The sequence below is a fragment of the Lactobacillus sp. ESL0259 genome (assembly GCF_003693045.1).
Lineage (GTDB): Bacteria > Bacillota > Bacilli > Lactobacillales > Lactobacillaceae > Lactobacillus > Lactobacillus melliventris.
The window spans coordinates 263,253-276,069 of record NZ_REHP01000009.1 but is presented as its reverse complement, the minus strand read 5'-3'; the positions used below and the strand labels follow the sequence as shown (position 1 = coordinate 276,069).

The following is a 12,817-nucleotide window of genomic DNA, read 5'->3' as shown; positions in this document are numbered from 1 at the left end:
TTAAAACACTTAGAAAATTTTCTAAGTGTTTTTTAGTGCTATTTGATTAGTGTAACTTGATTAAAAATTTGAAGCGTTTAAAATGAAGTTAAATACTAGTTTTTGATCACATTATGCTACTGAAGGAGAAATGATTTGATGAAGCGTAATTTTTGGAAAATGGGTCTTGCTGCAGCATTGACGTTAACCGGTATTGGTGTTGCTTCACCACAAAAAACTGTAGATGCTGCTACATTTAAAACTCCAATTAAAAGAATACAAATTGATTGTCTGCCAAATAAGAATGTGAAAATATGGACTAATTATGAAGGCGGACAATTGATTAATTTCCGTGCAAAAAATAAAAGTAAATGGAATGTTGCCAAAACGGCTGTTGATCGCAAGGGCAAATTGTGGTACATGATTGGTGATAGCGAGTGGATTGAAGCACGTTACACGCAAGATTTAACGCAGGATTCTAATGCCCAAACTGTGCATGAGCAAGTTAACAGTGCAGTAACCAAAAGGAAGAACAAAAAGGCTAAAAGCAAAACTAAAAAAATAACAGTTGAACCGGATAAGCAGAAGACAGCTAAGCCAAAGGCGCAGGAGCAAAAGACAGTTGTACCTAAACTTAATAATGCGATCCAAACAAAGAGTGCCGCTAATGTAACCCCAATAACACGTTTGAGTAATAAAGTTTCTGCTGATAATGTTTCTAAACGTGCACAAGACGTGGTGAACTTAGCAGAGAGTCAAATTGGTAAAGGTTATGCCTGGGGTGGAAATGGTCCAGATAATTATGACTGCTCGGGACTGGTTCAGTATGTTTATAATCAAGTCGGTGGCGTGCAATTGCCTCGCGTAACGACTGACCAAGTAAAAGTTGGAGTAACTGTAACGATGGACCAGCTGCAGCCAGGCGATCTCTTATTTTGGGGTTCAGAAAATGCGCCTTATCATGTCGGAATTTACGTTGGCAATAATCAGTATGTTTGTGCTGCAACACCAGAACAAGGAGTAGTATTGCAGACAATCAGTTCATATTTTTATCCTTGTGTAGCCAAGCGCGTTATTCAATAATAAAATGGTAGTTTTGAGGCTAAGATGCTTTTAGTAAATAAAAAAGATTCTCACAATAATAAAATATGCGAGGATCTTTTTTTTAGTTAATATAATTAGCTAAGCGTGCTTGTTCTTGGGGTGAAAGACGCGCAACAACATGAATACCATCATTTTGATAGTTTTCTTTTAATACTTGAGCATTTTCATGCAAGTAAGCTAAAATCTTTCCCGCAGATAAGGGTAAAAGCAGATTAATTTGCTTATAACTGCTAAAAATATGCTTGGTTATTAAATCAGCAAGGGTTGCGATAGACTTGGTATCAATTGCAGAATATAGAATACCGCTACCTTCAATTTGCGGATAATTGCGCTCTGACTTGTCAGCTTTATTATAGGCAGTAATCATCGGCGTGTTTTTGACACCAATTTCAGCAAGCACGTTTTGTGTGGTGCGGATCATCTGTATCATATTGGGATCAGAAGCATCAACGACGTTAATTAATAAATCGGCATCTTTTACTTCCTGCAGCGTAGCTTTAAAAGATTCAATCAGGTTATGGGGCAATTTAGAAATAAAACCAACTGTATCTGACAGGATAAAGCTAAAATTATTATCTAAGTCGATACGACGAACATTTGTATCCAACGTCGCAAACAGCATGTTTTTAACAAAAACTTGTTTAGCACTATGCTTGGAAAATTCCGTTAACAGCCCATTCATAGTGGTTGATTTGCCAGCATTAGTGTAGCCGACTAGTGCTACTTTAGGGATATGATTTTGATTGCGCCTTTTGGCTTTAATTTCTTCTTGTTTACTAATAGTTTGTAATTCCTTTTTTATAATAGAAATTTGTTTACCAATTGTGCGCCGATTCAATTCCAGTTTCGTTTCACCAGCTCCACGGTTGGCAAAACCACCACCGGTAGAACCGCCATTACCGCGTTGTTGATCCAACGAGTTTTCTGAGGGATGCAGGCGGGGTAATTCATATTGTAATTGCGCCAGCTGCACTTGTAATTTTGCTTGCTTAGTCCGGGCACGGCTTGAAAATATTTCTAAGATTAATTCTGTGCGATCAACTACCCGCAGCTTAGTCAGTTTTTCTAAATTACGAATTTGTACAGGTGTTAGCTCATCATTAAGCACTAATACTTTTGCTTTTAGGCCCCGTGCCATATCTTTAATTTCATTTATTTTTCCCAGACCAAAATAAGTTCCAGCTATTATGTGTTCCTCATTTTGTCGCGCCTGTCCCACAACCTGCATGTTTGCGGCTTCTGTAAGATTGGCAAGTTCATTCATGTAATAATCAAAATTGGGGTCATTTAAATTAACTCCTGCAATAAATGCCTTTGTTTTATGGGGAGTATTTTCAATCATTTAATTCTCTTTCTGTATGTGAAGTTATTAATAGTGATCTTATAAATTAATATTTTTTAATCCTCATGATTCATACCTCTTTTGCTTTGCTATTAGTTTAATTTTAATACATCTATGTCTCTTTACCAAAAAGAAGATTAATTGTCCGCCAATTTTAGTGGCAAAAATAAAGCTTTTTAGGATAACTGCCCCAATTGATTTATGTCAGAGCCGGCTCTTTTACCTGCTAGGTTTTGCAAAAATTACTGCCAATAGTTTTTATTACTTGGCAGAGAGAAAAAAAGGAGTATAATTCAATCTGTTAAGGTACCTAACTAATTTTGTAAAAACGGAGATATTTGTAAAATGGCACAAAGAATAAGCTATCAAACTAATCAAAAGGTACAACAGAATCGCTGGTGGATTCTGGTTGCCGTGGGACTTTTCACGTTCATGTCAACTTTAGATGGCACAATTGTTAATATTGCTTTGCCAGTAATCAGTAAAGATTTGCGGATTCCAATGAGCCAGTCCGAATGGGTAGTTTCGCTGTACTTAATTGTAGTCTGCAGCTTTATTTTGTTTTTTGGCAAGTTAAGTGATATCTTGGGCAAGATTAAAATTTTTCGCTTAGGCGCAATCTTTTTTATTGCGGGGTCACTTTTATCAGGTTTTAGAATCAATCTATTGTTTTTGCTGGGCGCAAGGGCCTTGCAAGCAGTTGGTGCCGCTATGACTATGGCTACTAATAATGGTATTATCACAGAAATTTTTCCCACTACAGAAAGGGGAAAAGCGTTAGGAACTATTGGCTCCTTTGTTGCTCTGGGCTCAATCGCTGGACCCGGTTTAGGTGGATTAATATTAAGTCACCTGTCCTGGTCTTACATTTTTTGGCTTAATGTGCCGGTGGGAATCATTGCTGCATTAATTGGCGCCAAGTTTTTACCACAAGACATTACTTTTACCAACGCTCCTCTGGATAAAATGGGTTCGTTCAGCTTTGCTTTCGGCATGATTACTCTATTTGGTGGTGTTTTCTTAGGCCAGCAATTAGGTTTCAGTTCTTTACCGGTTTTATTAATGTTAATAATTGGTCTTGTAAGTTTTATTTGGTTTGTTTATGTGGAAAATCATGCTGCTAATCCATTGTTACAATTCAAATTGTTTAAAAATCCGGATTTTTCAGTTAGTCTGCTCTGTGCGTTATTAATTTTTATTACGAACTTTTTCTTCAATGTGGTCACACCTTTTTACTTGGAAAATGCGCGTCATTTACCTCCGAGTCTAACTGGCTACATCTTAATGATTTTGCCTGTAGTTCAGCTGGTTGCCGCACCGGTTGCAGGCTCTCTTTCTGACAAGATAGGTCCTAAATTAATCACATTTATAGGTTTGGTTTTACTGTTAATCAGCCAGGTGGGTTACACATTGTGCAACTTAAATTCACCAATTTGGCTGTTCATTATCAGCATCGCTTTAATGGGATTGGGAAGCGGCATTTTTAGTTCTCCTAATAATTCACTTGTCATGGGTTCTGTTGAACAAAAGGATTTAGGTGTTGCTGGCAGTATTAACTCTTTATCCCGTAATCTAGGTATGGTTATTGGTATTTCCAGTGCAACTACCGTATTATTTGCGGCAATGAGCAAAGCAAAAGGAGCTAGAGTCACCGCATATTTACCCAAGCAACCTGAAATTTTTATTTATGGTATGCATGTAGTTTTCATTATTTCAATGATAATTTGTCTAATTACTGTTATCTTAAGTGGCTGGAGACTATTCAAAAATAATAAATAATAACTTGTAAATAAGTGTCGAAAATAAAAATTTTCAACACTTTTTTGCTTTAAAAAATAATTTTTTAATAATTTTTTCTTCTTTTTACTTATTTGGGTATATTATTGTAGAGGGAAAGTGCAAAACGAGGAGGTTTAGGATGAACCATAAAGTTGTGACGTATCCAGCCATTTTTAAGCCACTGGAAAATGATATATATGTAATTAGTTTCCCTGATGTTAAAGGGGGAATAACCGAAGGGCAAGGTCTGCGTGAAGCAATGAAAATGGCTGCTGATACACTTGCGAGTCGTTTATACAATAAAGCGGTATTGCCGAAGGCTAGCAAAGCTAGTGATATTAAGTTGCCAGATGATGGTTCCTTTGTTGCACCGGTTTCTGCAGATTTAACTGAGGCGTCGCGCGATCGGATTAATTATGAAATTTGATTTACAAAAAAAGCACCCCAATTTCTTGGGATGCTCTTTTTATTAACTTGTTCCAAAAACTTTCTTTTAATTCTCGGGAACAAGTCTATTATAATATATCTAACAAAATTTTGCTAATACTTTTAGCTTGTTTTACTAAAAAGTGTTTGCAATAAGCTCTAATTAAATGTACAAAAGCATTTTAGATATTCGATACAAATTGACAATAACATTATTTGAGTGCTATTTTTGAGAAAGAAAAAAGTGTGGGAGTAAATTATGCAAACGATTGAAAGTTCTGTTTTGCGAATTTCTATTTCTGAAAAGGGTGCCAAGTTAGTTAACTTTATTGCCCAAAATAAGCAGACTGATTATTTTAAAGATGAGAATGAGCAAAAACAATTAGAGATTATTTTTAAGGGAGCAGGTCAAGGGGAAAACCTGGCTGACATCCTGCCATGGACAGTTGTAGATAAGGGAGATTCCAGAGTAAGCTTAGCGTTAATTGACGACAACTCAAGCTATAAAAACTTTCCTTACCATTTTGAGGCAATTCTGACATATGCTTTGGAGGGAAATAGAATTGATATTAAGTTTTATTTAAAAAACAATTCGCATAAAGATTTGCCATTTTCGTTACAATTCTTAATGCCTGTTTTCACAGGCTGGTCAATCACTACCAACGCAAATGAACTCGAGCTGAGTAGAGACGATACTACTTTGACTTTGGATTCTGCTCATTTCGCGTTAACAGCTGCTCATGAGCAAGTTAAAGCCAGTATCGACCAGGCCAGTCTTGCCAGTGATAGTGATGAAGAATTGACATTGACCTTAACATTGAGTTAAACAAATTAATGTTTTTAATAAGATAAAATTGACAAACCGTCGTCGGTTTTTTTTTTTGCTATAATATACTCATTGTAACTAGATTTTAGGTAAGTAAAAAGTTATGGATCACAACGAGAATCACCCGCATAAGAGTCGGGTCGAATTACACGCCAAGGACTACCACAGAAGAAAGCGAATTTTAGCTTGGGTGTTAAGCCTTGCAGTCCTGTTGACTGTGGCGGTTGGTGCATATTCCGCATATATTTATTTGCGCACGAAAGATGCAGTTGATAATGCCTACGATGACCAAAATAGTGTGCAGATCAAAAATGGCGAGTTTGATGGTAAGAAAAAATTTGCTGTATTGCTAATGGGCACTGATACCGGGGCACTTGATCGTAAAGAAAAAATAGGTAATACTGATACTATTATTATTGCCGTCGTTAATCCGCAGAAAAAGCGCTATTCATTGATGTCGGTACCAAGAGACACAATGGCTCAAATGATAGGAGCAGAAAAATTTCAAGTTAAAAAAATTAATGCTGCTTATCCTGTTGGTGGGGCTGCCATGTCCATGGCCAGTGTTTCTAAACTAGTTAATGTGCCTCTCAAATACTATGTTTTGGTAAATATGAAAGGTATTATGCGATTAATCCGCTATATCGGTGGCATTAATATCAAACCTACTTTGAGTTTTGAGTATGGTGGTTACATTTTTAAGAAAAATCAATTGACTCACATGGGTGGCGGTGGAGCTCTGGCATACTCACGTATGCGCTATGATGATCCGGAAGGTGATTATGGTCGTCAAAAACGCCAGCGGCAAGTGATAACTACTATCATCAAGAAGTCAGTATCAATCAATACTTTAGCCAGGCTAGATTCAGTATTGTCCGCAATTTCTAACAACATTAAAACTAATTTGCCCTTTGATGCTCTGCGTCAAATTGCGTTTAACTACCGTGATTCTACCAAGAATGTCAAAAATGATTATCTTCACGGACACAATGCGACAATTGACGGTGCATCTTATCAAGTACAATCAACTAAGGAACTGCAAAGAGTTTCAGATTACTTACGAACGGAATTAGGCTTGTCTATTGTACCAGTAGACAATAACGAAACCTACCAAAACAAACGTAACAAAATTCAAGGGTTTGATTTTAAAAATCCTGAAAATCAAGATTATCATATTTACGAGGATTATCAAGATCAAAGTTACCAGGAAGAAGGCGACAATTGGTAATGCGTTTGTGGTCAATCGCTATCGGATATGGATTCGGCTGTTTGCTGTCTGCGGTTTTTATTTGCCGCTTTGCTTTACACGAGGATCCCACAAAGGTGGGTTCGGGTAACCCAGGAACGGCTAATGTCGGAGCAGTGTTTGGGAAAAAATGGGGTATATTAACTTGTATTGGTGACTTGTTAAAAACGCTCAACTGTCTTCTTATCGTACACTATCTTTTCTCAGACAATATTGCTCTTTTGTATGCTGGCTTAGGCTTGGAGCTGGGGCACTGCTTTCCCTTTTGGAACCATTTTGACGGGGGAAAGGGCGTCACGGTAGCCGTGATAGTAGCGGCGCTGTATGATACTCCTGCTGCTGCGGTGACACTTCTAGTTTGTTTAATACTACTGATACTATTACAAAATTTGACGATTCCGCCGATAATTTTTATAATATTGTTCAGTTTGTATGAACTTTTTAAAGTTAAAGAAGCGGGAATCGTATTATTAATAATGACTCTGGTCATGACTTTCAAATTTAGATATGACCTACGTGACTTTTTTACTGGCAACGGGAAAAAGGTTGATGTTTTATACTCAATTAAGAAAAAATTGGGTCTATTGCATGATAGTCAGCAGCATCATTTTTAGTGAGGAATATAACTTAGGAATATGAATAAAAATAAGAAATCTTTAAAAGCTATTCAGATAATTTTCCTACTGGTGGCAACTCTGTTTATGCTAGTGCAAATGTTTAATTTGAAAGGATTTGCTGCCAGAGCGCACTTTTCATTTATTCACTTTATGCCTAACATGTTGCACAACGCAACTTTAATGATAGTGCCTATGGTATTTGGTGCTGTTTACAGCAAGAAAAAGCAAAGTGTTAGTGAAAGCTTTAAATATTGGCTGCTAGCCAGTGTTACTTTAATCGTTTACTACATTTTCTTTTTCTTTATAGTTCCAACCCGTTTTAATATGTGGCGCGTTTGGGGAATGCTGTTTCCCATCATTACCAGTACTTCAGTTTTGTTCTCCGGCCTGGTTTTTTGCTTACTAATCCAGCCACACCTGTATGACTTTTTGCACAAATTAACTGTTAAGCAAAATCTCTTAGTACTAAGTTTGCTGACATTATTAGGTTTTGCCCTCAGTGCCGGTAATTTATCTTTTCAATACTCGTTTTATGGCTTGTACTTAGTGCTTTTCTTTGCCTGGGGCATGTTTTTAGCCAATGTTCCCATCAATAATAAGTTGCTGACATTATCTTTAATCAGTGGTTTTTTGTCCTTCTTCATTGTAGTGATTGGCGTTTCCGGCTTTGACGCTGTTTACTGGTCTCAGATAATTTCCGGTAATGGTGGTGGCGACTGGAACAGGGAATTTTTAAATAATCCTACGTCACCATTTATGTTTTTACTGGTGGTTGCCGTCTTTTTATTGTTTAAGAAGTTAATCTTAACTTTTAACAAAAAGCAGATGCGCTACTTTATACCAGTAATCATGATCATGGATGCACCTATTTCACCCAGATTTATGAGAGCTTTTAGCTTTACAGGATCATCCATTATTGACAAGCTGATTTTGCTGCTAGTGATGACAATCATTGTGGTTGTCTGGTATCAATTGCTTGAGCGCTATTTGTTCCAAATAAATCCATTTGCTAAGATTATCAATTACTTAGATCATGAACCTAATCTGGCCAAAATTTGTGAAAAGGGTTGGGCAATATTTACCAACTTTGTTATTAAAAACAGGGTTAATCTGCTAACTTGGGCCTGGTTCTACATTTTAAGTTTTGGCTCTTTCCTAATTGAATCCGATAACTTACGAATTCAGATAAGCACGGCGGCAACGATTAATGCGATAGTTTATCTTCTTGGCACTAAGTTCTTTGCCATGATTCTAACCACCATTTTTCTAGATGCATTGTTCTCAGTATTTTATTTCGTAACAACGCGTTACTGGACTTCGAATATTCTGGTAAGTCTGATAGCTATCGGCTGGGCTATCGCAAATAAAATTAAGCTTTTACTCCGTGGTGAACCAATCTACCCCACTGAATTAAGTGAGATAGTCAACTGGAGAACCTTGATTCCAATGATTGGTAAAACAACTGTCATTGTAATTTTAATTGCATTGGTTGTAATAATCGCGCTGGATATTTTCTTAGAATTAAAGTGTCCAATCAAAAAGCGCGGATCATGGAAACGGCGTGGAATTTGGGCACTGTTAAGTCTGTTACTATTTGTTACGCCGCTGCGTTTTAACCATGATGGTGGTGTAATCTATCATATTAATCGCGGTTTTGACAACAGACAGAGATTCCGTAACCCAGAGCGTGATATTCAGGTTAATGGGCCTGTCCTTAATTTCTTGAATTACATTGACCTGCAAATTATGGATCAGCCTGAAGGTTATTCAGAAACAAGCATTAAGCAACTAAATACCAAGTATGAAAAAGTTGCTGTCAAAATTAATAAGAAACGTAAAAATGACCTGAAGAATCAAACCATTGTCTTTAATCTGAGTGAAAGCTTTGTTGATCCAAGCACCTTCCCTACGATTAGATTCGATCGTGATGTTCCAAATCCAGTTAAATTTATCCAGTCGATGAAGTCACGCTCAACCTACGGTAATATGTTGAGTGCTGGTTATGGTGGTGGTACTGCCAACATGGAATGGGAAACTTTAACTGGTTTGAATATGGGTATGTTCAAGTCTACTTTGACGCCTTACGTTCAGATTGTGCCAAATTATGACTTCTACCCAACAATAGGGATGAACTTTGATTATAAATCTGCAGTCCACCCATTTATCGGTACATACTACTCACGTCAGGAAGACTACCATAGATTTAAGTTTGATAAGTTTATCTATGTTGGTTCAAAATATAAAATTATTGACCAAAAGAAGCTAGGTAAGAGCGGTTATAACTCTGACTTCACTACCTACGCTAATGGACTAAAAGAAATCAATTCACGTAATGGCGGCCAGTTTATCAACCTGATATCAATTCAAAACCACATGCCATACAATAACTGGTACCCCAACAACGAATACATGGGTAAGATTTCGGGAGAGTTGTTCAAGTCTCCAGCAGTACGTGATCAAATGGCTACCTATGTCAAGGGTACGCAATATACTGACAAGGCAGTTGAGCAATTTATCAAGCAGATTGATAAAATTCAAAAGCCTATTACACTAGTCTTTTATGGCGATCACTATCCAAGCATTATTTCTCAAAACTATACTGCTAAGTATCCGGTACAAATGCATTCAACGCGCTACTTTATTTACTCAAACAAGTATGCTCGTCAACATGGTGCTAAGACTAGGTTGCCGCGTAGGGCTAATAACTTCGTCAGCTCGAGTGACTTTATTGCTATGATGCTGGAACAGACTGATTCGAAAGTTACCCCTTACCAAGCGCTGTTAACTGAAGTGCATAAGAAATTGCCGGCAATTACGATTAACTTTAAAGGCGATAAGGGCTTCGAATTAATTGGCCGGCAAGGACAAGTAATTGATCCAAAATATCTCACTAAAAAGCAACAAGAAATTTTAGCTGACTATGAAGCTATCCAATATGATATGACAGCAGGTAAAGCATATGGCTTAAAGATTAAAGGCTTCTATAAGTAATAAAATTGTGTTGACTTATTAAGAAAAAATGAGTATTATTCATTATAATAAATTTTAAGTAGCACCTTGATTCAGCGTTCAGAGAACTAGCGGTTAGTGTGAGCTAGACAGGTCAAGAGTAGCGAAATACTAGTTGGGTGGTTCCCGTAAAGACCATGGTTAAGGCACTTGTAATTTGAGTGTAAACGTGGGTGGTACCACGGCTGAAAAGGTAATTAGTCGTCCCTAGATTCCTAAACGAATCTGGGGACTTTTTTATTGGAGGAAAAAGATGGCAAACTTTGATATTTTAGAAGATTTAAAGTGGCGCGGAGCGATTAACCAGCAAACTGATGAAGCTGGACTGACTAAATATTTGCAAGAACACGATGATTTAGCTCTTTATTGTGGTACTGATCCCACGGGTGATTCATTACATATCGGGCATCTTATTCCTTTCATGATATTAAAAAGATTTCAATTGGCTGGTTATCATCCTGTGATTGTTATAGGTGGTGGTACGGGAACAATTGGTGATCCTTCTGGGCGTAAATCAGAGAGGGTTCTTCTTAGTGCAGAAAAATTGCATGAAAACGAGGTAGCTCTGACTAAACAAATGGAAAAGCTGTTTGGCACTGACAATTTTCAAATTGTTAATAACGCTGAATGGCTTGATAAATTAAGTTTAATTGAATTCTTGCGTGAATATGGCAAGCACTTCCAAGTTAATAACATGATTAATAAAGATGTAGTTGCCAGTCGTTTGGAAAATGGTATTTCCTTTACTGAATTCTCCTACCAAATTTTACAAGCCATTGATTTTTACCAGTTAAATAAAAATTATGGTGTCCAAATGCAAATTGGTGGCAGTGATCAGTGGGGCAATATCACCGCTGGCATTGATTTAATTCACAAGTTAATGGGACCAGACAGACAGGCATTTGGTTTAACAATTCCGTTAATGCTAAAAGCCGATGGCACCAAGTTTGGTAAATCAGCTGGTGGAGCTGTTTGGCTTGATCCTGAAAAAACCAGCCCTTACGAATTTTACCAGTTCTGGATTAATCAGGATGATCGTGATGTGGTTAAGTATTTGAAGTACTTTACATTCCTAAGTCATGAAGAAATTGATGATCTGGCTGAACAAGTAAAGACTGAACCATGGAAGAGGACAGCACAAAAGACACTTGCAAGGGAAGTAACCAAGTTTGTTCACGGCGAAGCAGGATTAAAAGAGGCAGAGATGATCACAGACGCTCTGTTTTCCGGCGATATTAAAAATCTGTCGGTTAAACAGATTGAGCAGGGACTTAAGAGTGCTCCTGCAGCCGTAGCACCTTCTCAGAGCCAAAATATCGTAGACTTCTTAGTTAATACTAAGATTGAATCTTCTAAACGTCAGGCACGAGAAGATGTTGTTAACGGAGCAATTTATGTTAATGGTGAGCGCGAGCAATCAGTTGACTTTGAGGTCGATCCTGCTAAAGCCTTTGACGGTAAATACGTTATTATTAGAAAAGGCAAAAGAAAATATACTTTAGTTACAATTAAAGATTAATCTAAAAGAGGCAGTTGCTATTTTCGCAACTGCCCTTTTTTAACTCTAATTAAAAGAGTATAATAAGAAAACATTATTTTTTCGGAAGGAGTGGTTGATATGCGTGCACGTGTAATTCTTTATAATTCTGAAAATGATGCGATTTTATTAATTCATAGATTAAAAAATGGTCGAGACTACTGGGTAATTCCGGGAGGTGGAGCTAAAGGGAATGAAACCCCAGTTGAAACCGCAATCAGAGAAATTAATGAAGAACTAAGTATTCAACTAAAACCAGCTGCCTTAAACCAGCTATTTGAATACAAAAGTCAAGAAGATGAACATTTCTTTTATGCTGAAATTTCCTTTATAGCTGCACCAGAAATTAGTGGAGAAGAAAAAGAACGCTCAAATAATGCAAATGTTTATCAGCCTGATTGGGTAGCTGTCAAAGACCTAACTCAGATTAATTTAATGCCTCCTAAAATTGCTTGTAAAATAATAAATCTGATTTGACTAATTTGACAAAAAAGTTATAGGATTTCATACTATTAATTTAGTAACGTATAACCATACTGCTAGGAGGGCAAAATGGCACAAAGAGAAATTTTAATAACAACTACAGAAAATATACCTAGTAAAAAATACGAAATTATCGGAGAAGTATTTGGTCTGACTACTCAGTCCAAAAATTTTGTTAAAAATTTTGGTGCAGGATTAAAATCAGTTGTTGGTGGTGAAATTCGCAGTTACACCAAAATGCTGGAAGATTCTCGCAATCAAGCTTTAGAAAGGCTGCGTCAAGCTGCAGAGGATAAGGGCGCAGATGCAATTGTGATGATGCGTTTTGACTCTCGTTCAATCAGTGGCGACATGCAGTCAGTGGTTGCCTACGGTACTGCTGTAAGATTTATTGCAGACAACGAATAGATATAGTATTATTTGAAGTATTCGCTTTATGGAAAGTGAATGCTTTTTTACTGAATTTAAT

General features: G+C 37.1%; 11 protein-coding genes. 10 read left to right on the top strand and 1 reads right to left on the bottom strand.

From position 1 onward, the window contains the following. Positions 1-138 precede the first annotated feature (138 nt). Positions 139-1,062 carry a C40 family peptidase gene (locus F5ESL0259_RS07265; protein WP_122037986.1) on the top strand — a complete coding sequence of 308 codons (924 nt, stop codon included), beginning with the start codon at positions 139-141 and terminating at the stop codon, positions 1,060-1,062. Between the two features lie 82 nt (positions 1,063-1,144). Here the strand turns inward: F5ESL0259_RS07265 and hflX are convergent, their stop codons facing one another. Next, positions 1,145-2,425: a GTPase HflX gene (gene hflX / locus F5ESL0259_RS07260; RefSeq protein ID WP_122037985.1), complete on the bottom strand. Its 1,281-nt coding sequence runs from the start codon at positions 2,423-2,425 to the stop codon at positions 1,145-1,147. A 345-nt stretch (positions 2,426-2,770) separates the two neighbouring features. On the opposite strand from hflX, the gene F5ESL0259_RS07255 reads away from it, so the two are divergent. The 9 genes from F5ESL0259_RS07255 to F5ESL0259_RS07215 all read left to right on the top strand — a co-directional run bounded on the left by F5ESL0259_RS07255 (position 2,771) and on the right by F5ESL0259_RS07215 (position 12,756). Next, positions 2,771-4,204, top strand: a complete 1,434-nt coding sequence (locus F5ESL0259_RS07255) for an MFS transporter (RefSeq protein WP_122037984.1) — start codon at positions 2,771-2,773, stop codon at positions 4,202-4,204. A 139-nt stretch (positions 4,205-4,343) separates the two neighbouring features. Beyond that, a complete protein-coding gene (locus tag F5ESL0259_RS07250) occupies positions 4,344-4,631 on the top strand; it encodes a type II toxin-antitoxin system HicB family antitoxin (RefSeq protein WP_046325489.1) in 288 nt (95 codons plus the stop codon). A 258-nt stretch (positions 4,632-4,889) separates the two neighbouring features. Further along, on the top strand, positions 4,890-5,456 hold the full coding sequence (locus F5ESL0259_RS07245) for an aldose epimerase (RefSeq protein ID WP_122037983.1): 567 nt from the start codon (positions 4,890-4,892) through the stop codon (positions 5,454-5,456). Positions 5,457-5,559: 103 nt separating this feature from the next. Then, a complete protein-coding gene (locus F5ESL0259_RS07240) occupies positions 5,560-6,684 on the top strand; it encodes an LCP family protein (RefSeq protein WP_122037982.1) in 1,125 nt (374 codons plus the stop codon). Next, complete coding sequence (locus tag F5ESL0259_RS07235) at positions 6,684-7,316, top strand: glycerol-3-phosphate acyltransferase (RefSeq protein WP_122037981.1); 633 nt, start codon at positions 6,684-6,686, stop codon at positions 7,314-7,316. The genes F5ESL0259_RS07240 and F5ESL0259_RS07235 overlap by 1 nt, the downstream gene beginning before the upstream one ends. A gap of 21 nt (positions 7,317-7,337) precedes the next feature. Continuing rightward, on the top strand, positions 7,338-10,310 hold the full coding sequence (locus F5ESL0259_RS07230) for an LTA synthase family protein (protein ID WP_122037980.1): 2,973 nt from the start codon (positions 7,338-7,340) through the stop codon (positions 10,308-10,310). Between the two features lie 271 nt (positions 10,311-10,581). Further along, positions 10,582-11,847 carry a tyrosine--tRNA ligase gene (tyrS, locus tag F5ESL0259_RS07225; protein ID WP_122037979.1) on the top strand — a complete coding sequence of 422 codons (1,266 nt, stop codon included), beginning with the start codon at positions 10,582-10,584 and terminating at the stop codon, positions 11,845-11,847. Between the two features lie 99 nt (positions 11,848-11,946). Further along, positions 11,947-12,342, top strand: a complete 396-nt coding sequence (locus F5ESL0259_RS07220; RefSeq protein ID WP_046325483.1) for an NUDIX domain-containing protein — start codon at positions 11,947-11,949, stop codon at positions 12,340-12,342. A gap of 75 nt (positions 12,343-12,417) precedes the next feature. After that, the gene (locus tag F5ESL0259_RS07215; protein ID WP_122037978.1) at positions 12,418-12,756 is read left to right on the top strand and encodes a heavy metal-binding domain-containing protein; all 339 of its coding nucleotides are present in this window, start codon (positions 12,418-12,420) and stop codon (positions 12,754-12,756) included. Positions 12,757-12,817 lie beyond the last annotated feature (61 nt).

Bases quoted from the DNA above. Each gene is read 5' to 3' on its own strand.
- F5ESL0259_RS07250 (WP_046325489.1), top strand. From the start codon at position 4,344: ATGAACCATAAAGTTGTGACGTATCCAGCCATTTTTAAGCCACTGGAA.
- F5ESL0259_RS07255 (WP_122037984.1), top strand. From the start codon at position 2,771: ATGGCACAAAGAATAAGCTATCAAACTAATCAAAAGGTACAACAGAAT.
- F5ESL0259_RS07220 (WP_046325483.1), top strand. From the start codon at position 11,947: ATGCGTGCACGTGTAATTCTTTATAATTCTGAAAATGATGCGATTTTA.
- hflX (WP_122037985.1), bottom strand. From the start codon at position 2,425: ATGATTGAAAATACTCCCCATAAAACAAAGGCATTTATTGCAGGAGTT.
- F5ESL0259_RS07215 (WP_122037978.1), top strand. From the start codon at position 12,418: ATGGCACAAAGAGAAATTTTAATAACAACTACAGAAAATATACCTAGT.
- F5ESL0259_RS07245 (WP_122037983.1), top strand. From the start codon at position 4,890: ATGCAAACGATTGAAAGTTCTGTTTTGCGAATTTCTATTTCTGAAAAG.
- F5ESL0259_RS07230 (WP_122037980.1), top strand. From the start codon at position 7,338: ATGAATAAAAATAAGAAATCTTTAAAAGCTATTCAGATAATTTTCCTA.
- tyrS (WP_122037979.1), top strand. From the start codon at position 10,582: ATGGCAAACTTTGATATTTTAGAAGATTTAAAGTGGCGCGGAGCGATT.
- F5ESL0259_RS07240 (WP_122037982.1), top strand. From the start codon at position 5,560: ATGGATCACAACGAGAATCACCCGCATAAGAGTCGGGTCGAATTACAC.
- F5ESL0259_RS07265 (WP_122037986.1), top strand. From the start codon at position 139: ATGAAGCGTAATTTTTGGAAAATGGGTCTTGCTGCAGCATTGACGTTA.
- F5ESL0259_RS07235 (WP_122037981.1), top strand. From the start codon at position 6,684: ATGCGTTTGTGGTCAATCGCTATCGGATATGGATTCGGCTGTTTGCTG.